Below are 24,139 nucleotides of genomic sequence, written 5' to 3'. Positions count from 1 at the left end.
GCGGGGAGAGAGCGATGGCAGGACGGGTGGCAGGCAAGGTGGTGCTGCTGACAGGCGGCGCGATGGGGCTCGGCAAGGCGTCGGCCAAGGCGCTGCTGGCCGAGGGCGCCACGGTGATCATAACCGATATCGACGAGGCCGCGGGCCGCGCCACGGCAGCTGAGCTGGGCTGCGGCTACATCCGGCAGGACGTGACCGACTGGCCGCGCTGGCAGGAAGTGATCGCCGAGGTCGAACAGGCACACGGGCGGCTCGACGTGCTGGTGAACAACGCCGCGATCACCGTCTTCGGCTCGATCGCCGACATCTCGCCGGAGGATTTCCGCCGCTGCTACACCGTCGATGTCGATTCGATCTTCATGGGCTGCAAGGCGGCAATCCCGCTGATGGCGAAGGGCGGCGGCGGGTCGATCGTCAACTTCTCGAGCGCCGCGGGCAACAAGGTCTCGCCCGACCTTGCCGCCTACAACTCCGCCAAGGCGGCAGTGGTGACGCTCACCAAGTCGATCGCGCTCTACTGCGCGCGGGAGAAGAACGGGGTGCGGGTGAACTCGGTCCAGCCGGGGACGATCCTCACCCCCAATGTCGAGAGCGTGATCGCGGGAACGCCCGACCCCGATGCCACCCGCGCCGCCTTCTCCATCGCCCAGCCCATCGGCCGGATGGGCGAGGTCGAGGATATCGCCCACCTCGTGGTCTACCTCGCCAGCGACGAAAGCAGGTTCGCCACCGGCGCGCCCTTCATCGTCGACGGGGGCCTCAGCATCGCATGAGCTCGGACCGCTTCGCCATCATCGATCTCGCCGCGCTCTACATGCGCGGGCTCGACCGGCTCGATCGCGCGCTGCTGGCGGCGCAGTTCTGGCCCGAGGCGCGGTGCGAATACGGGGTGTTCTCCGGCGCGCCCGCCGACTTCGCGGCCTTCTGCATGACCATGCTCGCCGGTCACGAGCGCAACCACCACCTGATCGGCCAGCACCTGATCGACTTCGCCGGACCGGACGAGGCCTATGGCGAGGTCTACTACCAGGCCTACCACCGCGTCTTCGACGAAAGCGGCGCCCCGCGCGACCTGTTCATCGCGGGGCGTTACGTCGATCGCTACGAAAGGCGCGAAGGGGTCTGGAAGATCGCCTACCGCTCCGAATTGGTCGACTGGGTGCGTGACGATCCCGCGACCGACGGCATGGTCGCAGCCACCCCCTTCATCATGGGTCAGCGCAAGCCCGACGATTCGCTCTACGACCGCGAGGCGATGCGGTGAGCAGGCCCGATCTCACCGCCCCGTCCGACCCCGCACTCGCGCCGGGAGAGGCGCGCTGCCCCGGCCCCTCGATGCAGGACATCCTCGATGTGGACGGGGACAATCCGCCCGCCGCGATGCGCGAGCAGGCCTATACCTTCCTCGGCGATGAAGACCTGCCCTTCGCCCGCTACACCGATCCGGCCTTCCACGAACGCGAGATGGAGCGCCTGTGGCCCGACGTGTGGCAATGGGCCTGCCGCGAGGAGCACATCCCCGACCCCGGCGACCGCTATGTCTACGATGTCGGTCACCATTCGGTGCTGGTGGTGCGCGGGGCCGACATGGCTATCCGGGCCTTCGTCAATTCCTGCCCGCACCGGGGGATGAAATTCGCAAGCGAAGCCTCGCGCGGGGTGCGGCGCGCGCATATCCGCTGCCCTTTCCACGGGATGAGCTGGAACCTCGACGGCTCCTTGCGGGAAATCCCCTGCCGCTGGGACTTCCCGCATGTGTCAGAGGACAATTTCGGCCTCGACGAGGTCGCCTGCGACACATGGGGCGGGTTCGTCTTCATCCATATGGGCGCGGACCCGCCGCCCTTGGCCGAGCAGCTCGAGGTCATGCCCGAGCATTTCAAGCTCTGGCCGATGCACGACCGCTATGTCGCCCTCCACACCGAGAAGGTGCTGCCCGCCAACTGGAAGATGGCGATGGAGGCGTTTCTCGAGGCCTTCCACGTACTCGAGACCCATGCGCAGGCGGTCTACACTGCCGCCGATGCCAATGCGCAATACGACATCTTCGGCAAGCACGTCTCGCGCTTCATCCATGCCGTGGGCGTACCCTCGCCCCACCTCAGGCAGGAGGTCAGCGAGGCGACGCTGTTCGGCAAGCTCGGCCGCGATCCAGCCGCCTTGCCGGAGGGCGCCAAGGCCCGCGCCGAGCACGCACGGCTGTTGCGCGAGGAACTGGGCGCGGCTTTCGGCACCGATCTGTCGAGCGTCTCCACCAGCGAGATGATGGATTCGATCGAGTACTTCCTCTTCCCCAATGCCTTCTTTTTCCCGGGCATCGGCATCCGCCTATGCTACCGCTTCCGCCCGCTCGGGCCGGACGAATGCCTCCACGAGATTCTGGTGTTGCAGCCCCTCCCCGCCTCCGGCGAGCGCCCGCCGCCCGCCACCCCGGTCCGGCTCGGCGTCGAGGACAGCTACACCACCGTCCCCGGCTTTGCGCTCGCGGAGATCCTCGATCAGGACACCGAGAACCTCAAGCTCCAGCGCGACGGGGCCAAGGCCTCGCGGAAAGGGGCGCAGACGCTCGGGAACTATCAGGAGGCGCGCATCCGCCGCCTGCACCTGACGCTCGACGAATACCTCGCCCGTTGACTCCCGGCGCCGGGTGCCGGAAAGCCGCAGGATGCCGCTTCACCTGACCAAGATCGCCTTCGGGGCGAAAAGCTATGCGCATCTCGAAAGCTGGTATGAGGGCCGCGAGGCCATCGCGCTCACCACCCGCAATCGCCCGACGCGCCATGCGGAGTGTATCGGCGGATCGCTCTACTGGATCATCAATCACGCGATCGTCGCGCGCTCGCCGATCCTCGGGTTCGAGAAGACGGATGATGGCCGCTGGGATATCGTGCTCGAACCGCGCCTGATCCGCGTCCACACCCAGCCCAAGCGCGCGCATCAAGGCTGGCGCTACCTCACCGAGGACAAGGCCCCGAGGGACGTGGCCGAGGGGGAGGACATCGGCGATGCCCTCCCCGGCAGGCTGGCGATGAAGCTGGAGCGGCTGGGGCTCGTATAGATCCCGAGGCCACCCCTGCTTCCGATCAGGCCACGCCGCGCGCCCGCGAGGCGTTGTGCCCGCCGTTGCGGTAGAGCACCTCGCGCAGCTTTTCCTCGTCGACGCCGATATCCTCGACCGTCACCACCACGCCGCCATCCTTGATGCGGTCGTTGTAATAGGTCGCGTCCTCGTCGCTCACGCCGTACTTGGTGAGCGTTTCGTTGAGCGTGCCGCCGATCGCGCCGAGCACCGCGCCGACGCCGACTGCTTCCGGCACGGCGGCGGCCGCGATGGCACCGGCCGCGGCGAGCGGGCCGACACCCGGGATGGCCAGCGCCGCCACGCCCAGCCCCGCGCCCAGCGCCCCGCCGCCGAGCACGCCGCGCAGCACGTTGCGATGGTCCTCGTCGGTCACGTCGCCGTCGCCAGAGCGTGTGGTGGTGGTGCCCTTGTGGTGGGCGATCACCGACATGTCGTGATCGCCGATCCCGAGCATCCGCAGGTCGCGCACGGCGCGCTCGGCTTCGGCGTGGCTGTCAAAAATGGCGGAAACCTTGGACATGGGTGTTCTCCTGCTGGAATGGAGCGTCCGGCCGGATGGCGGGGCGCGTGACACCGGCTTGCAGGGAACGGCGCAAAGGGGCGCTGACATGGGTGGCTGACGGACAGCCCCCCGCCCCGAATATGGGTCAATCCGCCGCGCGCGCCTTCGCGGCAACGCGGCGCAGGGCATTCACATAGACCTCGGGCGACTGCGCGCCGGGGATCAGGAACCTGCCTTCGACGACCATCGCCGGAACGCCCGAGATGTTGAGATCCCAGGCCTGCTGTTCCTCGGCGATGACGCGGGCCTCGAGCGCGGGATCATCGAGCGCCGCCTTCGCCGCCTCGCGGTGGAGGCCGGCCGAGGCGGCGATATCGAGCAGCACCGACCGGTTCGAGAGGTCGCGGCGCTGGTTGAAATGGGCGCGGAACAGCGCGAGTTTCAGCGCCGTCTGCACCTCGGGGCCGGCCTCTTCCAGCGCGAGGGCGAGCAGCTTGTGGCAATCCCGGGTGTTCCACATCATCGCCGGCGGGGCCTCGTCCTCGCCCTCGTAGGACAACGACACCCCCGCCTCCTCGGCGATCGCCTTCATCTGGCCGCGAATGCGCGCGCCTTCCTCGGCGGGGCGGCCGTATTTGCGGCGGAGGTGGGCCTCCTGCTCCTCGCCCTCGGGGGGCATCTGGGGGTTGAGTTCGAAGGGTCGCCAGCGGATCTCGGCCGTGATCTCGCCTTCGAGTTCCTTCAATGCCTTCGTCAGCTGGCCATAACCGATAAGGCACCACGGGCACATGACATCCGACCAGATGTCGATGACAAGGCGATGACCTGTCATCGGTCGAGCCACCAGCACACCAGATGGTGCGCAATCGCGAAGGGCCGCGGGAAGTAGAGCAGGTCCGTCCCCGCCTCCCCCGCCGCACGCGCTTCCATCAGCTCGGCGCGGGTGAACCAGCGGGCGTCCTCGAGTTCGGTCTTGTCGATGTTGAGCGCCGGATCGTCGGCCACGCTGGTGCAGCCGATCATCAGCTGGCTCGGGAAGGGCCAGGGCTGGCTGGCGATGTATTTCACGTCGCGCACCCTGACGCCAGCCTCCTCGTGGATCTCGCGCGCGACCGCTTCCTCGATGGTTTCGCCCGGTTCGACGAAGCCGGCGAGCGCGGAATACATCTTCGGCGGGAAGCGCGGCTGGCGGCCAAGGAGGAGCCTGTCCTCATGCTCGACCAGCATGATCGTGACGGGATCGGTGCGCGGGAAGTGGTCCGCGCCGCAATTGTCGCAGTGCCGCTGCCAGCCGCCCTTGACGAGCTTCGTCGGCGAGCCGCAGCGCGCGCAGAAACGGTGCCGCGCGTGCCAGTCGACAAGGCTCCTCGCCCCGCCGTAGATCGCAAGGTCCGGCGGCGCGAGCTGGGTCATCAGCTGCCACGCCCGCGGCATGGCATAGGCCGGGCCCTCCGCGCCCTCGGCAGGAACGGGAGCGAAGTGCGCCTTGCCGTCGAGCATCCCGAGGAACACCAGTTCGGCCTCCTCGGGCACATCCGCCAGCGAGCCCCAGACGAGCCCGCCCTGCTCGTCCACCCCAGGCAGCAGCCCGTCGAGCAGCAGCACCCTCGCGCGCCAGTTCATCAGGCCCGCCAGCGCCGCATCATCGACGCGGATCTGGTCCGCCCGGTCGATCGGCGATCCGGCGAAGGCCATTAGCGGCGCAGACGCGGGGGCGTGCATCAGGCGGCCTTCTTCTTCGCGCGCATCGCCGCGAGGTCGCTCTCCATCGCGGCGAGGAATTCGTCGCGGATCGGATAGGCTTCCGACGGCATGTACTGGGTCCAAAGCGCGCTGCGCAGGCCAAGCTCGAAATCGACCGCCGCCAGCGTGCCCGCCGCCCCGCCCCAGCCGAAGGTCGTGCCGGACGAGCGTCCGCCCGCGCCGTGGCCCTCGCCTTCCATCCAGCTCCCCTTGAGGTCGACCGTGGCCGGGATGAGGTTCGAGGTGCCGACGCGCACCGCCTCCTCGCTCATCACGAACTTGCCGTCGAGCCGGCCATAGCCGAGCAGCATCCTGAGGAAGCGGTCATAGTCCTTGGGCGAGGACACCAGGCCCCCGCCGCCGGTGGGCACCTCGGGCGGATCGAGGTAGACCGAATTCGCCGCCGGATCGAGCGGGAAGGCATTGCTGCCGAGGATGCCGTAATTGTCGGTCAGGCGGTGCACCTCGCTCGCGGGGACCTGCATCCAGGTGCTGGTCATGCCGCAGGGGTCGAAGATGCGCTTCTTGAGAAAGGCCTCGAACGCCATCCCGCTCGCCACCTCGATCACCCGGCCGAGCAGGTCGATCGAGCAGCTGTAGTTCCACTTTGTCGCCGGCTGGTACATCAGCGGCAGCTCGGCGAGGCGGTCGGCCCATTCGGCGAGATTGGGCGCGGGGGTCACCGGCGGGAAGCCGGGGATCGGCATGCGGCTCACCCGTCCGCCGACAAGCCCGGCGGCGCTGTAGGCGTCGACCAGCGGCGATTTCGGGTTGATCTGATAGGCCAGCCCGGCGGTGTGGGTGAGCAGCTGGCGGATGGTGATCGGACGGATCGCCGGTTCGGTGTCCATCAGGTCGGCGTCCGGGCGCACCAGCACCTGCATGTTGCGGAAGGCGGGGAGGATTTCGTGCAGCGGCTGGTCGAGGCCGAGCTTGCCCTCGTCGATCAGGATCATCGTCGCCATGCCGGTGATCGGCTTGGACATCGAGTAGATGCGGTAGAGCGAATTCTCGTCCACCGGCGCCGGCTTGGCGAGCGACAAGGTGCCGCCGCCGACGGTGTGGGCGTGGTCTTCCTGCCCCCAGCCGAAGGTCAGGAACAGGTTGGCGAGCTTGCGCGTGCCGACATACTTGTTCGCCATCGCCGCGACCGCGGGCCACTCCTCGGCAACGTCATGCGCCAGCAGCGCGCGGCCGAAGGGCAGCCCGGATAGCGCGCCGCCTGCGGCCAGCAGCGCGCCGCTGCGGAACAGGGCGCGGCGCGAGATCACGGGAGAGGCGAAGGCGTTGGTCGGCATGGGGGGAGAATCTCCGGATGGATGCGTCGCGGTCATGTCTGCGGCAGGGCGCGGCGCGGGTCAATCGGGGGGACAGGGGGCGCTTGCAATCCCGGGGCGTATTAGCCATATAAGACACATGCTCAACATCCTCGCCTATCTCGTCGGGCTTGTCAGCCTCGTGATCGTGATCCCCGCGCAGATCCCCCTGCTGGGCTGGGCCAACTGGTTCGCGCTGCCGCTGATCGTGGTCGGGATCATCATTGGTGCCCTGTCCTCGAAGGACGGCGGGCGCAATTTCTGCCTGATCGTGCTGCTGATCGCGGGCGTCAGGCTGACGCTGGGCGGCGGGATCCTCTAGTCCGCCGCCAGCGCGATCTGCGCTGCTTTCGCAAAGAGCGTCGCGAGGCCCGCCTCGCCGATCCGCTCGATCGGCCACCAGCTGCCATCGCTAGCTGGTTCCTCCGCACTTTCCAGCGCCCTCACCTCCAGCGTCAGGCTGGCATGGGTGAAGCCGTGCCGCACCGCGCCGAGGCTGCGCCATTCCCCCGCAAGCGGCGGCGTGCCCGATCCGTCCATGCGCGCGCTCCAGCCGTCGTCCGGCAGGGCGCGCATCCCGCCGAGCATCCCCTCTGGCGGACGGGTGACGAGCCACACCTCGGCGCCCCGGTTGCGGGTGATCCAGTAGGCGGTGCCCCGCCGCTCCGGCACCGCCTTCTTGGCGGGCTTGACCGGCAGGCGTTCCGGCTCGCCTGCGCGGCGACCCTCGCAGCATTCGGCGAGCGGGCAGAGCAGGCAGCGCGGGGACTTGCTGGTGCAGATATGCGAGCCGAGGTCCATCAGGGCTTGCGCAAAGTCCCCCGCGCGCCGCTCGGGCGTGATCCTGTCCGCCGCGGCGCGGATCGCCTTGCGTCCGCCCGGCAGGGGTTCGTCGATCGCGAAGAGCCGCGCCACCACCCGCTCGACATTGGCATCGACCACCACCGCCCGCTCGCCGAAGGCGATCGCAGCCACGGCGGCGGCGGTGTAGTCGCCGAGGCCGGGAAGCGCGCGCAGCTCGGCCTCGGTGCGCGGAAAGCCGCCCCGCTCCGCCACGGCACGCGCGCATTTCACCAGATTGCGGGCGCGCGAGTAGTAGCCCAGCCCCGCCCATGCCGCCATGACGTCATCGTCGGGCGCGGCGGCGAGCGCCTCGACCGTCGGCCAGGTGCTCACGAACTTCGCGAAGTAGGGCTTCACCGCCGCCACCGTGGTCTGCTGGAGCATCACCTCCGACAGCCACACGCGATAGGGCCATGCCGGGTCATCGGGCAGCGCGCTCCCCGGCGGCAGGCGCCACGGCAGGTCGCGGGCGTTCCCGTCGTACCAGGACAGCAGAGGCGCGGAGATGCTGGCAGTCACGCGCCGCCTATGGCATGGCGGGCGCAGACATGGGAAGCGACAAGAAAAGCACCGGCAAGGCCGCTCCGAAGCCCTATGCCCGCCCGCGCGGACAGGGCGCGCGCGCGATCGGCGACCTGATGCCGGAAATCGGCCGCACCGCCTTCCGCCGCTTCGGCTTCGTGCAGTCCTCGGTAGTCACCCGCTGGCCCGAGATCGTCGGCCCGGCCCACGCCCGCGTGTGCAGCCCCGAGGCGATCCGCTTTCCCCCGGGCGAGAAGGCCGAAGGCATCCTCGAACTGGTGGTGGTGCCGGCCCATGCGCCGCTCATCACCCAGGTCATCCCCGAGATCATCGAGCGGGTGAACCGCTTCTTCGGCTACCGCGCGGTCGCACGGGTCAAGCTCAGGCAGGGCGCCGTCACCCCGCCCGCCGACGGCAGACCGGTGCGCCCCCCGCCCTCCCTGAAGCCGATCCCGCTGGAACTGGGCGACAGCTTGCGCGATATCGGCGATCCGGAACTGCGCACCGTGCTCGAATCGCTCGCCCGCAGCCTCTCGAACAGCGAAGCCGACACCCCTCAGGACGACCAGACGTGATGACCAAGCCCCTCCTCCTTTCCGCCGCCGCCGCCCTCATGGCGCTGGCGACCGGCCCGGTGACCGCGCAGCAGCAGCAGCCGGCCGACCTCTCGCGCCCGGGCAGCGCCTTCGGCCAGCCGGAGAACCCCGGCAACTGGCAGACCACCATCGCCCGCACCGCGCGCGGCCACCTGATCGGCAATCCGGCAGCGGACACGAAGCTCATCGAGTTCATCAGCTACACCTGCCCGCACTGCGCCGATTTCGCCGCGCGGGGGGAACCGGCGCTCGAGATCGTGCTGCTGAAGCCGGGCAAGCTGAACGTCGAGGTGCGCCCGGTGATCCGCAACGGGCTCGACCTCGCGGTGACCCTGTTGGCCCAGTGCGGCGATCCGGCGGGCTTCAAGGGCCGCCACCAGGCGCTGATGCTCGCCCAGGCCGACTGGCTCGGCAAGGCTCGCGCGGCGCCCGCCAGCCAGCAGGCGATCTGGGAGCGCGGCGACAAGGCCGGCCGCGCCAATGCCGCCGCCGCGCTCGGGCTGACCGAGATGCTGGTGCGCCGCGGCCAGTCACGCGCCGAGCTCGACGCCTGCGTCGCCAACGACACCGCCGCCAAGGCCATTCTCGCCAATGCCAAGGCCGACTACGCCGAATTCGCCGTCCCCGGCACGCCCAGCTTCGCGCTCGACGGCAAGCTGCTTGAGGATGTCTACAGCTGGGAGGGGCTCTACCCCGTGCTCTCGGCAAAGTTCACCCCCACCGCGGGCTGACCCCGCGCGAGTTGTTCACACTGTTCACAGCCCCCGGACGCGGGCGCGCTTGCCGCTCCCGCCTCTCAGGGGTTATCCCTTTCCCTTCGCTGTCCCGAGGATTGCCCCGACGATGATCAAGACCCGTCTGCTCGCCCTTCCCCTGCTCGCGCTCGCGCCGCTGATGCTGGCCGCCTGCGACGATGCCGCGACCACCGACGGCGCCGGTGCCAGGGGCGAGCCCCTGCCCGCCGTCGCGCCGCCCGCCGGCCAGCAGTGGACCAATGTCGTCACCATCACGCCCGAGGGCGGCTACATGATGGGCAACCCCGATGCGCCGCTCAAGCTGGTCGAGTATGCCTCGCACACCTGCGGTGCCTGCGCCAACTTCGCCAAGACCGGCAAGGAGCCGCTCAAGAACAAGTATGTCGCCAGCGGTGTCGTCAGCTTCGAGCAGCGCGAGATCTTCCTCAATCCCTTCGACGCGGTGATCGCCACCCTCGCCCAGTGCGGGGCCAAGGAGCAGTTCCAGCCGCTCTCGGACGAGGTGTGGCAGAACCTCGAGACCGTCTTCACCGGCCTTCAGGGCAACCCGCAGGCGGTGCAGGCGGCAGGCGCGCTGCCGCTGAACCAGCGGTTCGTCGCGATCGGGGAGGCGACGGGCCTGCTCGAATTCTTCGCGGCGCGCGGTCTCAGCGCCGATCAGGGCCGCGCCTGCCTCGCCGACACCACGAAGATCGAGGCGCTGGTCAAGACCGTCGAGGCCAATCAGGCCAAGGACAAGGTCACCGGAACCCCGACCTTCTTCCTCAACGGCCAGCGGGTGGAAGGCACCACCTGGGACGTGCTCGAACCGGCGCTCCAGCGCGCCGGCGCGCGCTGAGGCTGACGGGCGGGGGCGCCAAGTCAGCCGATGCAGATCCACCGGCTCAAGCTCAGCGGGTTCAAGAGCTTCGTCGAGCCGGCGGAACTGCGCATCGAGCCCGGGCTGACCGGGGTCGTCGGCCCCAACGGCTGCGGCAAATCCAACCTGCTGGAAGCGATCCGCTGGGTCATGGGGGAAACCTCGGCCAAGTCGATGCGCTCTGGCGGGATGGAGGACGTGATCTTCGCGGGCACCTCCACCCGCCCGCCGCGCGACTTCGCCGAGGTGGTGCTTCACGCCGAGGATGACGGCGGCGAGGAGCTGGTCGTCACCCGCCGGATCGAGCGCGGGGCGGGCAGCGCCTACCGCGTCAACGGGCGCGACGTGCGCGCCAAGGACGTGGCGCTCACCTTCGCCGATGCCGCCACCGGGGCGCACTCGCCGGCGCTCGTCAGCCAGGGCAAGATCGCGCAGGTGATCGCCGCAAGGCCCGCCGAACGCCGCGCGATGCTGGAAGAAGCGGCGGGGATCGCCGGCCTCCACGTCCGGCGCAAGGATGCCGAGAGCAAGCTTCGCGGGGCCGAGGCGAACCTCGCCCGGCTCGAGGACCTGATGGCCGGGCTCGACGCCCAGATCGCCTCGTTGAAGCGGCAGGCCAAGCAGGCGGAACGCTACACCGAACTCACGAACCGGATTCAGGCCGCCGAGGCGCGGCTGCTGTTCGCCCGCTGGCGCGAGGCCGCCGCCGCCGCCAAGGCCGCACGCGCCGCAGCGCAAGAGGCGGAGACCAAGGTCGCGCAGGCGCAGAAGCTGGTCGAGATCGCCCAGAAGCAGCAGGCCGAGGCCGCGCAGGCGCTCGCCGAAGCGCGCGACGAACTTGCCGACCGGCGCGACGATGCCAGCGCCCACGGGCACCGCATGGCCGCGCTTGCCGAGAAGCTCGACGCCGCCGAAACGCGGCTCGCCGATCTCGAACGGCAGCGCAAGCGGCTCGAGGAGGACCGCTCGGATGCCGACCGCCTGACCAATGCCGCGGTCGAGGCGCTGGCGCGGCTCACCGACGAACTCGCCGCCAGCCGCGAGGCCGCCGCCGCCGCCGAAGCGGCCCGCCCGCTGCTCGCCGAGAAGGCCGAGGACAAGGAACGCGCTGCCCGCGCCGCCGAGCTCGCGCTGGCGAAAGCGACCGCCGATCAGGCCGGGGTCGAGGCCGAATGGCGCGTCGCCGAGGCCGCAGTGGAGCAGGCGCAGGCCCGCCTCGCCCGGATCGAGGCAGAGGCCGCGCGCATCGCCCGCGCCCGCGCCGATCTCGAAAGCGCGGGCGATCCCGAAGCCGACGTCATCGCCGCGCGCGAGGCGGCAGACCTTGCCGCCGACGACCTTGCGCGGCTGCGCGCGAAGCTCGCCGAGGATCAGGCCCGCAAGGGCGAATTGCAGACCGCGCGCGACGAGGCCGCAAGTGCGCTCGCCGCCGCACGCGCCGAACTCGCCGGGGTCGAGCGCGAGCACACCGCCCTCGCCCGCGATCGCGAGGCGCGGGCCAAGCGCGAGGCCGGACGGCAGGGCATGGCAACCCCGCTCGACCGCGTCACCGTCACCCCCGGCTACGAACGCGCGCTCGCCGCGGTGCTCGGGCGCGACGGAAAGTCGCCGCTGGGCGCGCCCGCGGGGACGCCGGACGGGCGTTTCTGGACCGGGGCCGCCGCGCCGGAGCCGGTGGCCGACAGTCTTGCCCGGCGCCTCTCGCAATGCCCCGGGGAACTCGCCGCCCGGCTTGCGCTGGTGCATTGCGTGGACGAGGACGACGGCCGCGCGCTCGCGCCCGGCGAGTGGCTGGTGACCCGCGCCGGGCACCTCAGGCGCTGGGACGGTTTCGTCGCCCGCGGCGAAGGCGCGGCCGAGGCGGCGCAGCTTGAAGCCGCCAACCGCTTTGCCGAACTCGACGCCGCCCTTCCCCCTCTGCGCGCCGCTGCCGCCACTGCCGAGGCCGAGGACAAGGCCGTGCGCGAGGAACTCGCGGCTTTGCAGACAGGCCTCGTCGCGCAGGAACGCAGCATCGCAGGCGCGATCGAGGCCGAGCGGCAGGCACTGCGGCGGCTCGATCAGGCCGAGGCCGCCAAGGAACGCCTCGCCGCGCGCCTCGCCGAACTCGCCGCCAGCGCCTCGGACATCGACGCACAGGTCGCCGCCGCGAAGGGCGAGGTCGAAACGGCCCGCGAAGCCTGCACGCGCCTTCCCGCCAAAGATGCCGGACGCGCCGCGCTGGAGGCGGCGCAGGCGAAGAACGCCGCCGCCCGCGCCGCGGTGCAGGCCGCCCTCGCCGATCTCGCCGCGCAGGACCAGGCGCTTGCCGTGGCGCGCGAAAGGCTTGCGGCGCAGACGGCCGATCATGCCGGATGGCAGGCCCGCTCCAGCGATGCCGAGCGGCGCATGGCCGAGACCACCCGCCGCCTCGCCGAGATCGCCGAGGAACACGCGGTCCACGCCGGGAAGCCCGCGATGCTGGCCGCCGAGATCGAGGCGGGCGAGGCGACGCGCAACCGCCTCGCCGAGGAACTCGCCGCCGCCGATGCGGTGATGCGCGAGGCCGACGCCCGCCAGCGCGCCGCCGATACGGCGCTGTCGCAGGCGACCGAAGTGCTGGCGCAGGCCCGCGAGAGCCGCGCCAGCCTCGCCGCGCGCGCCGAGAACGAAGAGCTGCGCCGCGCTGAGATGGCCCGCATCTCGGGCGAACGATTCCAGTGCCCGCCCCCGCTGCTGGGCGAACGCTTCGGCTTCGACGAGAACGACCTCGCCCCCGCTGCCGACGAGTCCGCCGAGCTGGAAAAGCTCACCGCCGCGCGCGAGCGGATCGGCCCGGTCAACCTCGTCGCCGCCGACGAACTCGCCCGGATCGAGCAGGAACATGGCAGCAGCGCCGAGGAGCAGGCCGAATTGGTCGAGGCAATCGCCCGCCTGCGCGGCTCGATCGGGAGCCTGAACCGGGAAGGCCGCGAGCGGCTGCGCGCCGCCTTCGAGGCGGTCGACGGGCATTTCCGCGTGCTCTTCACCCGCCTGTTCGAGGGCGGGCAGGCGCATCTGGCGCTGGTCGATTCCGACGATCCGCTCGAAGCGGGCCTCGAAATCTACGCCCAGCCGCCGGGCAAGCGGCTGCAATCGCTGTCGCTGCTGTCGGGCGGGGAGCAGGCGCTGACCGCCACGGCGCTGATCTTCGCGCTGTTCCTCACCAATCCGGCCCCGATCTGCGTGCTGGACGAAGTCGACGCGCCGCTCGACGATGCCAATGTCGAACGCTTCTGCGACCTGCTCGATTCGATGGTCCGCACCACCACGACGCGCTACCTGATCGTCACCCACAACGCGGTGACGATGAGCCGGATGCACCGCTTGTTCGGGGTGACGATGGCCGAGAAAGGCGTCTCGCGCCTCGTCAGCGTCGATCTGGGAGAGGCCGCGCTGCTGGCGGCGGAATAAGCCGGTCAGGCCTCCAGGGCCGCCGCGAGCCTCGCGCGCACCGCCTTCAGCCCGGCGATGATCTCGGCCATGTCGGGCCCTTCGGGGACCACCACCCGCACCCCGGGCGCGGCACCTTCTTCGGCATCGGCCCGGCGGTCGCCGCTGCGCCGATCGTCCTTGCGGCGGTCGACCGGGGATTTCGCCGCGGCGCGCAGCACCGCCTCGGCGCCCTTCAGGGTATAGCCTTCGCGGTTCACCAGCCGGTCGATGGTCTTGACCAGCTCGACATCGGCGGGGCGATAGTAGCGCCGCCCGCCGCTGCGCTTCAGCGGCTTCAGCAGCGGGAACTGCGCTTCCCAGTATCGCAGCACGTGAGGCCGGATGCCGAGTGCCTCGCTGACTTCGCCGATGGTGCGCAGCGCGCCCTCGTCCTTGCCGTCATCGAACCCGGTCATCTGGCCTCACCTCTTGCTGTCACCCCTTGGCGATCCGTTCCTTGAGCAGCTGGCTCGCACGGAAGGTCATCACCCGGCGGGGGGTGATCGGCACCTCGATCCCGGTCTTGGGATTGCGGCCGATCCGTTCGTTCTTGTCGCGCAGGACGAAACTGCCGAATCCCGAAATCTTCACGTTCTCGCCCTTGGCGAGCGCATCGCTCATCTTGGCGAGAATTGCCTCGACCAGATCGAGCGACTCGGCCCGGCTGAAGCCCATCTTGCGATTGATGGTCTCCGCCAGATCGGCGCGGGTCAAAGTCCCAACCGAACGCATCATGCGATTTCTCCTTCGCGGCGCGACCCGAAAGAAGGTTTTCTGCTTACGATTTTTCTCGCGCCTTTGCAAAGCGATGCCATGCCGGGACTTGAGTTTTCAGCAATTGTGTTAGTGAAAGGGACAGACGGTCGCCCGCGCGGTCACATCCGGATGAGGCTCGCACCCCAGGTGAAGCCGCCGCCCATCGCCTCGAGCATGACGAGATCGCCCGGCTTGATCCGCCCGTCCTTGCGCGCGACATCGAGCGCCAGCGGCACCGAGGCGGCCGAAGTGTTGGCGTGATCCTGCACCGTGACGATCACCCTTTCGGGCGCGATGCCGAGCTTCTTCGCGGTCGCATCGAGGATCCGGGCATTGGCCTGATGCGGCACGACCCAGTCGATCGCCTCGGCAGAAATGCCCGTCTCCTCAAGCACTTCCTTGAGAACGCCCGAAAGGTTGACGACTGCGTGGCGGAACACTTCCTGCCCGCGCATCCGCACATGGCCGACGGTCCGGGTGGTCGAGGGGCCACCATCGACATAGAGCAGATCGTGCTGCGCCCCGTCGGCATGGAGCCGCGAGGCGAGGATGCCCGGCGCGTCCTTGCCGCCCGGCTCGCCCGAGGGCGCCTCGAGCACCACCGCCCCCGCCCCGTCGCCGAACAGCACGCAGGTGGTGCGGTCTTCCCAGTCGAGGATCCGGCTGAAGGTTTCCGCGCCGATCACCAGCGCGCGCTTCGCCATGCCGGTCCGCAGCAGCGAATCGGCGACGCTCAGGGCATAGAGGAAGCCCGAGCACACCGCGGCGACATCGAAGGCGATCCCGCCGTTGCACCCGAGCGCGGCCTGCACCTTGGTGGCGGTGGCGGGGAAAGTGTTGTCGGGCGTGGCGGTGGCAAGGACGATCAGCCCGATGCTCGATGCCTCGACCCCGGCATCCGCCAGCGCGGCGCGGGCGGCGGCGATGGCGAGGGTGGAAGTGCTCTCGTCGTCACCGGCAATGTGGCGCTGGCGGATGCCGGTGCGCGCGGTGATCCATTCGTCCGAGGTGTCGACCTTCTCCGCCAGTTCGGCGTTGGTCACGATCCGGCGCGGCAGGGCCGAACCGGTGCCGAGCAAGCGCGAGCCGGTCACGCAGTCGCCTCGCTGTCCTTCGGCGTCGCAGCGCGACCGTTCTGGCGCAGCGCGCCCTCGCCGAGGCGCGAGAGATCCTGCGCGATCCGTTCGGTCAGCTTGTTCTCCAGCAGCCGAGCGGTCACCGCGACGGCATGGGCGACGCCCCTGGCCGTGGCGCTGCCGTGGCTCTTCACCACCACGCCGTTGAGGCCGAGGAAGACCGCGCCATTGTGGTTGTTCGGATCGAGGTGGTGGCGCAGCAGCTCGGTAGCGGGGCGCGAGACCAGGAAGCCGATCTTGCTCCGCAGCGAGGAGGTGAAGGCCTGGCGCAGCAGGTCGGTGACGAAGCGCGCCGAACCCTCGATCGCCTTCAGCGCGATATTGCCCGAAAAGCCGTCGGTGACGACCACATGGGTCTCGCCGCGGTTGATCTTGTCGCTCTCGACGAAGCCGTCGAACTGGAGCGCGAGTCCGTCGCCCGCCGAGGCGGCGGTGAGCATCGCGGCCGCATCGCGCAGTGCCTCGGTGCCCTTGATCTCCTCGGTGCCGATGTTGAGCAGGCGGACCACCGGCTTGTCGAAGCCGTTGACGATCCGCGAATAAGCCGCGCCCATCACGGCGAACTGGACGAGGTTCCTCGCATCGGCATCGGTGTTGGCGCCGAGATCGAGCATCACCACGTCATGCGCCTGCAAGGTCGGCATGATCGCGGCGAGCGCGGGGCGGTCGATCCCCGGCATGGTCCTGAGGGCGAGCTTGCTCATCGCCATCAGCGCGCCGGTGTTGCCCGCGCTGACCGCGGCGCCGGCATCGCCGGTCTTCACCGCGTTGACGGCAAGACCCATCGAGGTGGTCTTGGCGCGGCGGATCGCCTTGCTGGGCAGCTCGTCCCCGCCCACCACGTCGTCGCAATGGAGGATTTCCGAGGCCGCGCGCAGGTTCGGGTGGTTGTCGAGCGCCGCTTCGATCCGCGCGCCATCGCCCACCAGCAGGAACTTGAACTTGTCGTGCTGGCGGCGGGCGAGGGCCGCGCCCTCGACCATCACGCGCACGCCTTCATCTCCGCCCATCGCATCGACAGCGATACGGGGCAGGCTCATGGCGCTCATCTCCGGTCTATTGTCCAAGCCAGCGGCGATCAGCCGACGGCGACAACCTGACGCCCGTTATAGTGGCCGCAGTGGCCGCAAATGTTGTGCGGGCGCTTCAGCTCGCCGCAGTTCGGGCATTCGTGGAACGCCTCGACCTTCAGGGCATCGTGCGAGCGACGCATGCCGCGACGGGAAGGCGAAACTTTTCTCTTGGGGACAGCCATGGCGGCACCAATTCCTCAAATAAACAACGTGCGCGCCACGGGGCGCCTGCGATTCTCGAAGGCCGCCCTTACGGCAAGGAGGGCTGGCGCACAAGCGCGAGGCTGTGCGGGCTTTCCTTGGCCAGCAGCGGCGGGAAGGCGCGCGCTATAGCGGAAAAATCGCGCGTTGCAACCCGCGAGCGCGCGCCCTAGCACGAGGGCACATCAACGAGGGGATCTCATCCATGATCATGCTTCCCGTGACGCTCGCGGCAGCGGCCGCTGCGGCCGTGCTCAACCTGTGGCTTTCGATCCGCATCGGCGCGGTGCGGCGCGCGCTGTCGATCAGCGTCGGCGACGGCGGGAGCGACAGCCTGCAGCGCCGGATGCGGGCGCAAGCCAACTTCGTCGAGAACACGCCTTTCGTGCTGGCGCTGATCGCCGCCATCGAGCTGGCCGGCAAGGGCGGCGGGTGGCTGAGCCTGGTCGCGGCGGCCTACATGATCGCCCGGGTGCTGCACGGCTTCGGCATGGACGGCGGCAACTGGGGCTGGGGCCGGATGGTCGGCACGCTGGTGACGATGCTGGTGCTGCTGGGCCTCGCCGTGGTTGCGGCGCTGGTGGGTGCAAGGGTTCTCTAACCCCGCCGCCCGCGCCGGCGCCGCTCGGCCAAGGGCTGCTCGACGAGGCCGAACAGCACGACCGCGCCAAGCACCACCGCGAGTTCGCGCAGACGAACCCGAAGTAGAGCGGGATGACGGTCAGCAGCGCCAGCAGGATGCGCAGCGTCCAGTAGCGGCGCGTGGACATGCGGCCCGCCCTCTAGCTCAGTGCGTAGTCGCTCACGAAGGCGTTGGTCTTGCGCTCGCGCCCGAAGGTGCTGGTGGGACCGTGGCCGGGAATGAAGGTGACGTCCTCGCCGAGCGGCCAGAGGCGCTGGGTGATGGAGTCGATCAGGTCCTGGTGATTGCCGCGCGGGAAATCCGTGCGGCCGATCGAGCCCTGGAACAGCACATCGCCGACGATCGCGAAGCGGCTGGGGGCGTGGTAGAAGACGACGTGGCCCGGCGTGTGGCCGGGACAGTGGATCACGTCGAGCGTGAGTTCGCCCACCGTCACCGTGTCGCCGTGCTTGAGCCAGCGGGTCGGCGTGAAGCTCTTGGCCACCATCCCCCAGCGCGGGCCGTCATCATCGAGCTGGTCGATCCAGAAGCGGTCATCCTCGTGCGGGCCTTCGATCGGCAGGCCCAGCTCGTCCGCCAGCATCCCCGTCTGCCCGCAATGGTCGAGATGCCCATGGGTGACGAGCAGCTTCTCGAGCGTGACGCCCGCCTTGGCGACGCCCTCCTTCAGCTTGTCGAGATCCCCGCCCGGGTCGACCAGCGCGCCCTTCATGGTCTTGGTGCACCAGATCAGCGAGCAGTTCTGCTGGAGCGGCGTCACCGGAATGATCGCGGCGCGCATTGGGAGTTGGGGTGCGGGGGTGTCGGTCATGAAACGGGGACTTAAACGCGCCCCCCCTTCCACACAACCCGCCCGATGATTGCGACCTCCTCGGCCGCAACCTCGACCGGCGGGTAGGCGAGGTTCTGCGAGAGCAGCGCGATGCGCCCCGGTCCGGCGCTGGCGACGCGCTTGACCATCAGGGTGTCGCCGACGCGGACCACGTGGATGCCGTCGCGGAACGGACGGGGCGCGCGGTCGACGAGGATCTCGTCGCCGTCGTTGAGGAGCGGCTCCATCGAATCCCCCTCGACCCGGATTGCCGACAGCTCGGCGCGGGCGAGGCCCTGCTCCTCCAGCCAGCGGCGCGAGAAGCGGAAGGCATCGAAGGCCGCCTCCCCGCCGGGCACGCGCCCTGCCCCGGCGGCCGCGCCGAGATCGAGCCGGGGCACCTCGACCCACTCGCCCCCGTCACGGCGCCTAAGGGGCTTTACGTAGGAATTATCCTTCGCCTCGCGCAGTTCCTCCTCGCCCACACCAAGGAACCGCGCGAGCGTCGCGCGGTCCTGTTCCTCGAGCTTGCGGGGGCTGCCCTTGCGGATGAACTGCTGGAGGTAGGACGGGTTACGCCCGAGCAATTCGGACAGGGCGGCGAGACTCGCCCCGCGCGCCTGCGCCAGTTCAAGCAGCCGGGCACGCGGTCCGGAGAGGCCCTCGGCAGCATTCTGTTGGGTTTGCATCATGGATACTTCCTACACGAAGGATTTTTCCTAGACAAGCACGAAAAATCATGGAACATTTCAGGAACATCGAGCGATTCGCCCGATGCAAATCCTTCGACTCGGCACCAACAGGGACGCAAAACCATGCTGCTTCGAACCATCGAGACATTCCTCAGGGAACACGCCATGCCCGCCACCAAGTTCGGGCGCCTAGCCGCCCACGATCCGCGCTTCGTGCTCGACCTGCGCATGGGTCGCACCCCGCGCCGCGAGACCGAACTGCGCACCCGCGCGTGGATGCAGGGCTATGCCGACGGGTCGGCGGAACAGACGAGGGGGATGGCCTGATGCTCACCGAAAGCTGCGGCGATCCCTTCGCCCACCTCACCGCGCCCTTCGACCAGATCGAGGTGAAGTCCGCCCCCTTCCCGCTCGGCGTGCCGGCGGCCCTGCGCGCGCGGCGCTCGCTGGCGGACCGGGTGCGCAGCGCCCTGCTGCTGATCACCGGCGGGGCCGGCACGATCCTCTCGCACGAGGAGAAGGCCTGGGCCTCGATCACCTTTTCGGGCACGCGCCACGCCGTGGTGCTGGAGTTCTGCGGCGCCGAGGCGGTGGCCGCGGGCGAGGAGCTGATCGAGCAGCTGCCCGATCACGAGTTCGCGATCCCCGGCCAGCTGGTCGCCGACGCCACGATCACCAAGGTCGATCACCGCTTCGGCGCAATGGAGCGGCTGGAAGTCACCGCCGTGCTGCTGCTGCTGGAGGAGGGGTAATCCTCCCCTTCAGGGGAGGATCAGGTTCTGCGAATGATCAAATTCCGGATCTCGCTCATGTCCTCCATCGCGAAGCGGATGCCCTCGCGTCCGAGGCCTGAATCCTTCACCCCGCCATAGGGCATGTTGTCGACCCGGTAGCTCGGCACGTCGTTGATGACGACACCGCCGACATCGAGCCGGTCCCAGGCGTCGAACATCTGGAACAGGTCGCGGGTGAAGATCCCCGCCTGAAGGCCGAATTTCGAGTTGTTCACCTCCTCCAGAGCTTCGCCGAAATGGTCGAAGCGTTGCAGGATGGCGAGCGGCCCGAAGGCTTCCTCGTTCTTCGCTTTGGCGTCGTCCGGCACGCCTTCGAGCAAGGTGGCCTCCAGCATGTTGCCGCGGCTCAGGCCCCCGCCGCACAGCAGGGTCGCGCCGGCCCCGACCGCCTCGTCGATCCAGCCCTTGAGGCGCTTCGCCTCGCCGTTCGAGATCATCGGGCCGATGAAGGTGTTGCGGTCCTTGGGATCGCCCGCGACGAGCTTGCCTGCGCGTTCGACCAGCATCGCCTTGAAGCAGTCATAGACCTGCGAATGGATCAGGATGCGCTGCACGCCGATGCAGGACTGGCCCGACTGGTAGAAAGCGCCGAAGATCACCCGCTCCAGCGCGTCGTCGAGATTGGCGTCCTTGTCGATGATCACCGCCGCGTTGCCGCCCAGTTCGAGCACGACCTTCTTCTTGCCCGCCTTGGCCTTGAGGTCCCAGCCCACCCCGGGCGAGCCGGTGAAGGAGAGCAGCTTCAGCCGCTCGTCCTCGGTGAACAGGTCCGCCCCGTCGCGGCTGGCGGGCAGGATCGAGAAGGCGCCCTCGGGCAGCACGTCGCACTCGGCCAGCACCTCGCCCATGATGATCGCCCCCAACGGCGTCTTGGAGGCGGGCTTCATCACGAAGGGGCAGCCGACCGCGATCGCGGGCGCGATCTTGTGCGCGGCGAGGTTGAGCGGGAAGTTGAACGGCGAGATGAAGCTGCACGGGCCGATGGGAACGCGCTTCCACATGCCCTGATAGCCCTTGGCGCGCGGGGAAATGTCGAGCGGCTGGACCTCGCCGTAGTTCCTGACCGCCTCTTCCGCCGCGATGCGGAAGGTGTCGATCAGGCGTGTGACCTCGCCTTCGGAATCCTTGATCGGCTTGCCCGCCTCGACGCACAGGGCATAGGCAAGCTCGTCGAAGCGTTCGCGGAACCGCTTGACGCAGTGCATCAGCACGTCCTGCTTCTCGTAGGAGGCGAGCCGCGCCATCGGCTCCGCCGCGCGCACGGCGCCGGCGATGCCTTCCTCGATCACGTCGGGCGTGGCGAGCGCGGTGCGGAAGGCGACCTCGCCGGTGTACTTGTCCGTCACCTCGAGATCGGTGTTGGGCTGGACGGCCTTGTTGTTGAGGTAGAGCGGGTAGGTGGACTTGAGCTGGGACATTCCCATCCTCCGTTCGGGCTGAGCTTGTCGAAGCCTTGCCCTTCATCTTTGGCGCAGGTTCGAAAGAAAGTGCAGCCCTTCGACAAGCTCAGGGCGAACGGATTTCGACCCTACAGCTCCTTCGACAGCCGCTTGATGTCGATGTTCAGGATCTGGTCGTTCTCGGTGTAGTCAACCGGGCAATCGATGAGGTGCACCCCCGGCGTGGCGAGGCAGTGCTGGAGCAGGTCGGTGAGGTGCTCGGACGAGGTCACCCGGTGCCCGGTCGCGCCGTAGCTTTCGGCATACTGGACGAAATCGGGGTTGCCATAGGTCAGGCCGAAATCCTTGAACCCCATGTTCGCCTGCTTCCACCGGATCATCCCGTAGGCATCGTCGCGCAGGATCAGCACGGTGAGGTTGAGGCCGAGGCGCACCGCGGTCTCCATCTCCTGGCTGTTCATCATGAACCCGCCGTCGCCGCAGATCGCCATCACCTTGCGATCGGGATAGAGCATCGCGCTCATCATCGCGGAAGGCAGCCCCGCCCCCATCGTCGCCAGCGCATTGTCGAGCAGCACGGTGTTGGGGAGATAGGCGGTATAGCCGCGCGCGAACCAGATCTTGTAGACCCCGTTGTCGAGGCAGATGATCCCGTCCTCGGGCATGGCGCCGCGCACCTGCTTGACGAGGTGCGGCGGGAAGATCGGGAAGCGGGTGTCGTTCGCGAGCGGCTCGGTGTGCGCCACTTCTGCCGCGCGGTATTCGAGCATCCGGCGGAAGTCCCACCGCCCCTGCGGGACGATGTCCTCCTTGATCTGCCAGATCGCGTTGGCGATGTCGCCGATCACCTCGATCTGGGGGAAGTAGACCGGGTCGACCTCGGCGGTGCGGGTCGAGACGTGGATCACCGTGGGCGGGCTGTCGGAACCCACCGGCCCTTCGCCGTCGTTGCGCATGAAGAAGGGCGGCTTCTCGATCACGTCATGGCCGATGTTGACGATGCAGTCCGCGTCCTGGATCGCGCGGTGGACGAAGTCGCCCGCCGAAAGCGCCGCGCAGCCGAGGAACAGCGGGTGACGCTCGTCGACCACGCCCTTGCCCATCTGGGTCGTCACGAAGGGGATGCCGGTCTTGTCGATCAGCTGGCGCAGCATCCGCCCGGTCATCTTGCGGTTGGCGCCCGCGCCGATCACGAGGATCGGGGCCTTGGCCTGCTCGATCGCCAGCACCGCCTGGCGCACGGCCTTCTCCTCGGCGGAGGGGCGGCGGGCGAGGCTGGCGGCGAGCGGCCGGCTGTTCGTGTGCTCCTCGGCGATATCCTCGGGGAATTCGAGGTGGACCGCGCCCGGCTTCTCCTCCTCGGCGAGCCGGATCGCCTCGCGCACGCGGCTCGGGATGTTGTCGGCGCTGGCGAGCTGGTGGGTGAACTTGGTGATCGGGGTCATCATCCCGACCACGTCGAGGATCTGGAAACGGCCCTGCTTCGACTTCTTGATCGGCTTCTGGCCGGTGATCATCAGCATCGGCATCCCGCCGAGCTGGGCATAGGCGGCCGCCGTGACGAAGTTGGTCGCGCCCGGGCCGAGCGTCGCGATGCACACGCCGGTCCTGCCGGTGTGGCGGCCATAGGTCGCCGCCATGAAGCCGGCGCCCTGTTCGTGCCGCGTGAGGATCAGCCTGATCTTCTCCGACTTCGACAGGCTCTCGAGGAAATCGAGGTTCTCCTCCCCCGGCACGCCGAAGATGTATTCGACGCCCTCGGCCTCGAGGCATTCGATGAACAGGTCCGATGCCTTCTGCGTATCGCTCATGTGGTACTCCCCCCTTTTTCAGGCCCCCCGGCCTCGCACGCGAGCCCTCCGCAGGTTAGCGCGCGCGTGTGACCGCACCGTGATGGCGGATCACGCGGGGCGAGTATTGCAGAAAAGCGCCAAGCCTGAAAGCGGCCCGTCGCCCGGGGTCAGTAGCCGAGGCGCGGGTCGAACACCGGGGCGACAGGCTCCCCGCGCAGATAGCGGCCGAGATTGTCGAGGAAGCGGTCGCCCGATCGCTGGAACATCTTCGATTGCGCGCGGCCCGACAGGTGCATGGTCACATGGGCATTGTCGAGCCCCCACAAGGGGTGGTCGACCGGCAGCGGCTCCGGGGTGGTGACATCAAGGAACGCGCCCCCGATCGCCTTCTTTTCAAGCGCTTCCACGAGCGCCGGCTGGTCGACCACGGAGCCGCGCGCGATGTTGACGATGACGCAGTCCGATTTCATCGCCGCCAGTTCCGCGGCCCCGACCATGCCTTCCGTCTCGGGCGTGGCGGGGACGGCGAGGATCACCCAGTCGAATGTGTCGAGCTGCGCACGCCATTCGTCCGGGCCGAGCGTGCCCTCCCCGCCCGAGCGACGCACAACGCTGACCTCGACGCCGAACGCCTCGAGCCGCGGCTGGATCAGCCTGCCGATCGCGCCGTAGCCGAGCAGCAGCGCCTTCGATCCCGCCAGTTCGCGCTTGCCGGGCGAATCGAGCAGCCATTCGCGCCGCTCCTGCGCGCGCACCACCTCGCGGTAGCCCTTGGCGATGGTGAGCATCCCCATCACGACATATTCGGCGATTGTGATCGCATTGATCCCCGCCCCGTTGGTGACGGTGATCCCGCGCTCGATCAGCACATCCATCGGCAGGAAATCGAGGCCCGCATAGATCGAATTGAGCCAATTGAGCTTCTTCGCCGCGCGCAGGGTTTCGGCCATCGCCTGCTGGTCGTTCATGTCAAACCAGCCGATCTCGGCCTCGGCGACGGCGTCCAGCGCCTCCTCGCGGGTCATGAACCAGCGCACGTCGAGGCCCTCAGGCAGACGGTGTTCGAGCATCGGCCGGATCAGGCCGGAAATGGCGAGAATGGTCATGGCGCGACCGTTACTGCCGGAAAGCGAGCCACGCCACCCCTGCCAAAGCAGGCAGGCCGGCAC

At 69.0% G+C, this 24,139-nt stretch carries 27 protein-coding genes; 12 read left to right on the top strand and 15 right to left on the bottom strand.

From position 1 onward, the window contains the following. The first annotated feature begins 14 nt into the window (after nucleotides 1–14). From ACMX37_RS05395 to ACMX37_RS05380, 4 genes are read left to right on the top strand one after another with little or no spacing between them, the layout of a single operon-like run. The gene (locus tag ACMX37_RS05395) at nucleotides 15–773 is read left to right on the top strand and encodes a glucose 1-dehydrogenase (RefSeq protein ID WP_483147860.1); all 759 of its coding nucleotides are present in this window, start codon (nucleotides 15–17) and stop codon (nucleotides 771–773) included. Next, the gene (locus ACMX37_RS05390) at nucleotides 770–1,264 is read left to right on the top strand and encodes a nuclear transport factor 2 family protein (RefSeq protein ID WP_483147859.1); all 495 of its coding nucleotides are present in this window, start codon (nucleotides 770–772) and stop codon (nucleotides 1,262–1,264) included. Before ACMX37_RS05395 ends, ACMX37_RS05390 begins: the two co-directional genes overlap by 4 nt. Then, nucleotides 1,261–2,634 carry an aromatic ring-hydroxylating dioxygenase subunit alpha gene (locus tag ACMX37_RS05385; RefSeq protein ID WP_483147858.1) on the top strand — a complete coding sequence of 458 codons (1,374 nt, stop codon included), beginning with the start codon at nucleotides 1,261–1,263 and terminating at the stop codon, nucleotides 2,632–2,634. Before ACMX37_RS05390 ends, ACMX37_RS05385 begins: the two co-directional genes overlap by 4 nt. 31 nt (nucleotides 2,635–2,665) lie before the next feature. Then, nucleotides 2,666–3,058: a DUF1489 family protein gene (locus tag ACMX37_RS05380; RefSeq protein WP_088914773.1), complete on the top strand. Its 393-nt coding sequence runs from the start codon at nucleotides 2,666–2,668 to the stop codon at nucleotides 3,056–3,058. A 25-nt stretch (nucleotides 3,059–3,083) separates the two neighbouring features. On the opposite strand, the gene ACMX37_RS05375 is transcribed toward ACMX37_RS05380, so the two are convergent. From ACMX37_RS05375 to ACMX37_RS05360, 4 genes are all read right to left on the bottom strand, one after another. Next, the gene (locus ACMX37_RS05375; protein ID WP_483147857.1) at nucleotides 3,084–3,602 is read right to left on the bottom strand and encodes a hypothetical protein; all 519 of its coding nucleotides are present in this window, start codon (nucleotides 3,600–3,602) and stop codon (nucleotides 3,084–3,086) included. A gap of 127 nt (nucleotides 3,603–3,729) precedes the next feature. Then, a complete protein-coding gene (locus ACMX37_RS05370; RefSeq protein WP_483147856.1) occupies nucleotides 3,730–4,416 on the bottom strand; it encodes a DsbA family oxidoreductase in 687 nt (228 codons plus the stop codon). Further along, entirely contained in the window at nucleotides 4,413–5,306 is an 894-nt protein-coding gene (gene nudC / locus ACMX37_RS05365) for an NAD(+) diphosphatase (RefSeq protein ID WP_483147855.1), read from the bottom strand. Before nudC ends, ACMX37_RS05370 begins: the two co-directional genes overlap by 4 nt. Continuing rightward, nucleotides 5,306–6,625, bottom strand: coding sequence for a serine hydrolase domain-containing protein (locus ACMX37_RS05360; protein ID WP_483147854.1), 1,320 nt, complete (start codon nucleotides 6,623–6,625; stop codon nucleotides 5,306–5,308). Before ACMX37_RS05360 ends, nudC begins: the two co-directional genes overlap by 1 nt. Nucleotides 6,626–6,743: 118 nt before the next feature. Here ACMX37_RS05360 and ACMX37_RS05355 point away from each other — a divergent pair, with 118 nt between their 5' ends. After that, the gene (locus tag ACMX37_RS05355) at nucleotides 6,744–6,965 is read left to right on the top strand and encodes a hypothetical protein (protein ID WP_483147853.1); all 222 of its coding nucleotides are present in this window, start codon (nucleotides 6,744–6,746) and stop codon (nucleotides 6,963–6,965) included. On the opposite strand, the gene ACMX37_RS05350 is transcribed toward ACMX37_RS05355, so the two are convergent. Beyond that, nucleotides 6,962–8,005, bottom strand: a complete 1,044-nt coding sequence (locus tag ACMX37_RS05350) for an A/G-specific adenine glycosylase (protein WP_483147852.1) — start codon at nucleotides 8,003–8,005, stop codon at nucleotides 6,962–6,964. The two genes, ACMX37_RS05355 and ACMX37_RS05350, sit on opposite strands and share 4 nt — an antisense overlap. A 14-nt stretch (nucleotides 8,006–8,019) precedes the next feature. Here ACMX37_RS05350 and ACMX37_RS05345 point away from each other — a divergent pair, with 14 nt between their 5' ends. From ACMX37_RS05345 to ACMX37_RS05330, 4 genes are all read left to right on the top strand, one after another. Beyond that, nucleotides 8,020–8,583 (top strand): DUF721 domain-containing protein, encoded by a 564-nt coding sequence (locus ACMX37_RS05345; protein ID WP_088914781.1) that lies wholly within the window; start codon nucleotides 8,020–8,022, stop codon nucleotides 8,581–8,583. Beyond that, nucleotides 8,583–9,335, top strand: a complete 753-nt coding sequence (locus ACMX37_RS05340; protein WP_483147851.1) for a DsbA family protein — start codon at nucleotides 8,583–8,585, stop codon at nucleotides 9,333–9,335. Before ACMX37_RS05345 ends, ACMX37_RS05340 begins: the two co-directional genes overlap by 1 nt. A gap of 112 nt (nucleotides 9,336–9,447) precedes the next feature. Beyond that, nucleotides 9,448–10,197 (top strand): thioredoxin domain-containing protein, encoded by a 750-nt coding sequence (locus ACMX37_RS05335; protein WP_483147850.1) that lies wholly within the window; start codon nucleotides 9,448–9,450, stop codon nucleotides 10,195–10,197. A 30-nt stretch (nucleotides 10,198–10,227) separates the two neighbouring features. Next, on the top strand, nucleotides 10,228–13,650 hold the full coding sequence (locus tag ACMX37_RS05330) for a chromosome segregation SMC family protein (protein WP_483147849.1): 3,423 nt from the start codon (nucleotides 10,228–10,230) through the stop codon (nucleotides 13,648–13,650). A 5-nt stretch (nucleotides 13,651–13,655) separates the two neighbouring features. On the opposite strand, the gene ACMX37_RS05325 is transcribed toward ACMX37_RS05330, so the two are convergent. The 5 genes from ACMX37_RS05325 to rpmF form a co-directional block, all read right to left on the bottom strand. Continuing rightward, nucleotides 13,656–14,087: a MerR family transcriptional regulator gene (locus tag ACMX37_RS05325; RefSeq protein ID WP_483147848.1), complete on the bottom strand. Its 432-nt coding sequence runs from the start codon at nucleotides 14,085–14,087 to the stop codon at nucleotides 13,656–13,658. 19 nt (nucleotides 14,088–14,106) lie between these two features. Continuing rightward, the gene (locus ACMX37_RS05320; RefSeq protein WP_017665718.1) at nucleotides 14,107–14,406 is read right to left on the bottom strand and encodes an integration host factor subunit alpha; all 300 of its coding nucleotides are present in this window, start codon (nucleotides 14,404–14,406) and stop codon (nucleotides 14,107–14,109) included. A 140-nt stretch (nucleotides 14,407–14,546) separates the two neighbouring features. Further along, a complete protein-coding gene (locus ACMX37_RS05315; RefSeq protein WP_483147847.1) occupies nucleotides 14,547–15,521 on the bottom strand; it encodes a beta-ketoacyl-ACP synthase III in 975 nt (324 codons plus the stop codon). Next, nucleotides 15,518–16,603 (bottom strand): phosphate acyltransferase PlsX, encoded by a 1,086-nt coding sequence (gene plsX, locus ACMX37_RS05310; RefSeq protein WP_483147846.1) that lies wholly within the window; start codon nucleotides 16,601–16,603, stop codon nucleotides 15,518–15,520. Before plsX ends, ACMX37_RS05315 begins: the two co-directional genes overlap by 4 nt. A 38-nt stretch (nucleotides 16,604–16,641) precedes the next feature. Next, nucleotides 16,642–16,818 (bottom strand): 50S ribosomal protein L32, encoded by a 177-nt coding sequence (gene rpmF / locus ACMX37_RS05305; RefSeq protein WP_086736123.1) that lies wholly within the window; start codon nucleotides 16,816–16,818, stop codon nucleotides 16,642–16,644. Nucleotides 16,819–17,042: 224 nt separating this feature from the next. On the opposite strand from rpmF, the gene ACMX37_RS05300 reads away from it, so the two are divergent. Further along, nucleotides 17,043–17,438 carry an MAPEG family protein gene (locus ACMX37_RS05300; RefSeq protein ID WP_483147845.1) on the top strand — a complete coding sequence of 132 codons (396 nt, stop codon included), beginning with the start codon at nucleotides 17,043–17,045 and terminating at the stop codon, nucleotides 17,436–17,438. Between the two features lie 181 nt (nucleotides 17,439–17,619). Here the strand turns inward: ACMX37_RS05300 and ACMX37_RS05295 are convergent, their stop codons facing one another. Further along, nucleotides 17,620–18,261, bottom strand: coding sequence for an MBL fold metallo-hydrolase (locus ACMX37_RS05295; protein WP_483148368.1), 642 nt, complete (start codon nucleotides 18,259–18,261; stop codon nucleotides 17,620–17,622). Between the two features lie 41 nt (nucleotides 18,262–18,302). Next, complete coding sequence (locus ACMX37_RS05290; RefSeq protein ID WP_483147844.1) at nucleotides 18,303–18,983, bottom strand: S24 family peptidase; 681 nt, start codon at nucleotides 18,981–18,983, stop codon at nucleotides 18,303–18,305. Between the two features lie 123 nt (nucleotides 18,984–19,106). Here ACMX37_RS05290 and ACMX37_RS05285 point away from each other — a divergent pair, with 123 nt between their 5' ends. Both ACMX37_RS05285 and ACMX37_RS05280 read left to right on the top strand, forming a co-directional pair. After that, on the top strand, nucleotides 19,107–19,310 hold the full coding sequence (locus ACMX37_RS05285; RefSeq protein WP_483147843.1) for a hypothetical protein: 204 nt from the start codon (nucleotides 19,107–19,109) through the stop codon (nucleotides 19,308–19,310). Further along, nucleotides 19,310–19,735, top strand: a complete 426-nt coding sequence (locus ACMX37_RS05280; RefSeq protein WP_483147842.1) for a hypothetical protein — start codon at nucleotides 19,310–19,312, stop codon at nucleotides 19,733–19,735. Before ACMX37_RS05285 ends, ACMX37_RS05280 begins: the two co-directional genes overlap by 1 nt. Before the next feature lie 20 nt (nucleotides 19,736–19,755). Here the strand turns inward: ACMX37_RS05280 and ACMX37_RS05275 are convergent, their stop codons facing one another. From ACMX37_RS05275 to ACMX37_RS05265, 3 genes are all read right to left on the bottom strand, one after another. Beyond that, the gene (locus ACMX37_RS05275; protein ID WP_483147841.1) at nucleotides 19,756–21,195 is read right to left on the bottom strand and encodes an aldehyde dehydrogenase family protein; all 1,440 of its coding nucleotides are present in this window, start codon (nucleotides 21,193–21,195) and stop codon (nucleotides 19,756–19,758) included. Nucleotides 21,196–21,305: 110 nt separating this feature from the next. Next, nucleotides 21,306–22,988: an acetolactate synthase large subunit gene (locus ACMX37_RS05270; protein WP_483147840.1), complete on the bottom strand. Its 1,683-nt coding sequence runs from the start codon at nucleotides 22,986–22,988 to the stop codon at nucleotides 21,306–21,308. A gap of 149 nt (nucleotides 22,989–23,137) precedes the next feature. After that, nucleotides 23,138–24,076 (bottom strand): D-2-hydroxyacid dehydrogenase, encoded by a 939-nt coding sequence (locus tag ACMX37_RS05265; RefSeq protein WP_483147839.1) that lies wholly within the window; start codon nucleotides 24,074–24,076, stop codon nucleotides 23,138–23,140. Nucleotides 24,077–24,139 lie beyond the last annotated feature (63 nt).

The organism is Porphyrobacter sp. THAI-01a (assembly GCF_056868655.1).
Note: the sequence above shows the minus strand (reverse complement) of the source record. Positions and strands in the feature narration are given on the sequence as shown.

Bases quoted from the DNA above. Each gene is read 5' to 3' on its own strand.
- ACMX37_RS05395 (WP_483147860.1), top strand. From the start codon at position 15: ATGGCAGGACGGGTGGCAGGCAAGGTGGTGCTGCTGACAGGCGGCGCG.
- ACMX37_RS05390 (WP_483147859.1), top strand. From the start codon at position 770: ATGAGCTCGGACCGCTTCGCCATCATCGATCTCGCCGCGCTCTACATG.
- ACMX37_RS05380 (WP_088914773.1), top strand. From the start codon at position 2,666: ATGCCGCTTCACCTGACCAAGATCGCCTTCGGGGCGAAAAGCTATGCG.
- ACMX37_RS05375 (WP_483147857.1), bottom strand. From the start codon at position 3,602: ATGTCCAAGGTTTCCGCCATTTTTGACAGCCACGCCGAAGCCGAGCGC.
- ACMX37_RS05370 (WP_483147856.1), bottom strand. From the start codon at position 4,416: ATGACAGGTCATCGCCTTGTCATCGACATCTGGTCGGATGTCATGTGC.
- nudC (WP_483147855.1), bottom strand. From the start codon at position 5,306: ATGCACGCCCCCGCGTCTGCGCCGCTAATGGCCTTCGCCGGATCGCCG.
- ACMX37_RS05360 (WP_483147854.1), bottom strand. From the start codon at position 6,625: ATGCCGACCAACGCCTTCGCCTCTCCCGTGATCTCGCGCCGCGCCCTG.
- ACMX37_RS05355 (WP_483147853.1), top strand. From the start codon at position 6,744: ATGCTCAACATCCTCGCCTATCTCGTCGGGCTTGTCAGCCTCGTGATC.
- ACMX37_RS05345 (WP_088914781.1), top strand. From the start codon at position 8,020: ATGGCGGGCGCAGACATGGGAAGCGACAAGAAAAGCACCGGCAAGGCC.
- ACMX37_RS05340 (WP_483147851.1), top strand. From the start codon at position 8,583: ATGACCAAGCCCCTCCTCCTTTCCGCCGCCGCCGCCCTCATGGCGCTG.
- ACMX37_RS05335 (WP_483147850.1), top strand. From the start codon at position 9,448: ATGATCAAGACCCGTCTGCTCGCCCTTCCCCTGCTCGCGCTCGCGCCG.
- ACMX37_RS05330 (WP_483147849.1), top strand. From the start codon at position 10,228: ATGCAGATCCACCGGCTCAAGCTCAGCGGGTTCAAGAGCTTCGTCGAG.
- ACMX37_RS05325 (WP_483147848.1), bottom strand. From the start codon at position 14,087: ATGACCGGGTTCGATGACGGCAAGGACGAGGGCGCGCTGCGCACCATC.
- ACMX37_RS05320 (WP_017665718.1), bottom strand. From the start codon at position 14,406: ATGATGCGTTCGGTTGGGACTTTGACCCGCGCCGATCTGGCGGAGACC.
- plsX (WP_483147846.1), bottom strand. From the start codon at position 16,603: ATGAGCCTGCCCCGTATCGCTGTCGATGCGATGGGCGGAGATGAAGGC.
- rpmF (WP_086736123.1), bottom strand. From the start codon at position 16,818: ATGGCTGTCCCCAAGAGAAAAGTTTCGCCTTCCCGTCGCGGCATGCGT.
- ACMX37_RS05300 (WP_483147845.1), top strand. From the start codon at position 17,043: ATGATCATGCTTCCCGTGACGCTCGCGGCAGCGGCCGCTGCGGCCGTG.
- ACMX37_RS05295 (WP_483148368.1), bottom strand. From the start codon at position 18,261: ATGCGCGCCGCGATCATTCCGGTGACGCCGCTCCAGCAGAACTGCTCG.
- ACMX37_RS05290 (WP_483147844.1), bottom strand. From the start codon at position 18,983: ATGATGCAAACCCAACAGAATGCTGCCGAGGGCCTCTCCGGACCGCGT.
- ACMX37_RS05285 (WP_483147843.1), top strand. From the start codon at position 19,107: ATGCTGCTTCGAACCATCGAGACATTCCTCAGGGAACACGCCATGCCC.
- ACMX37_RS05280 (WP_483147842.1), top strand. From the start codon at position 19,310: ATGCTCACCGAAAGCTGCGGCGATCCCTTCGCCCACCTCACCGCGCCC.
- ACMX37_RS05275 (WP_483147841.1), bottom strand. From the start codon at position 21,195: ATGTCCCAGCTCAAGTCCACCTACCCGCTCTACCTCAACAACAAGGCC.
- ACMX37_RS05270 (WP_483147840.1), bottom strand. From the start codon at position 22,988: ATGAGCGATACGCAGAAGGCATCGGACCTGTTCATCGAATGCCTCGAG.
- ACMX37_RS05265 (WP_483147839.1), bottom strand. From the start codon at position 24,076: ATGACCATTCTCGCCATTTCCGGCCTGATCCGGCCGATGCTCGAACAC.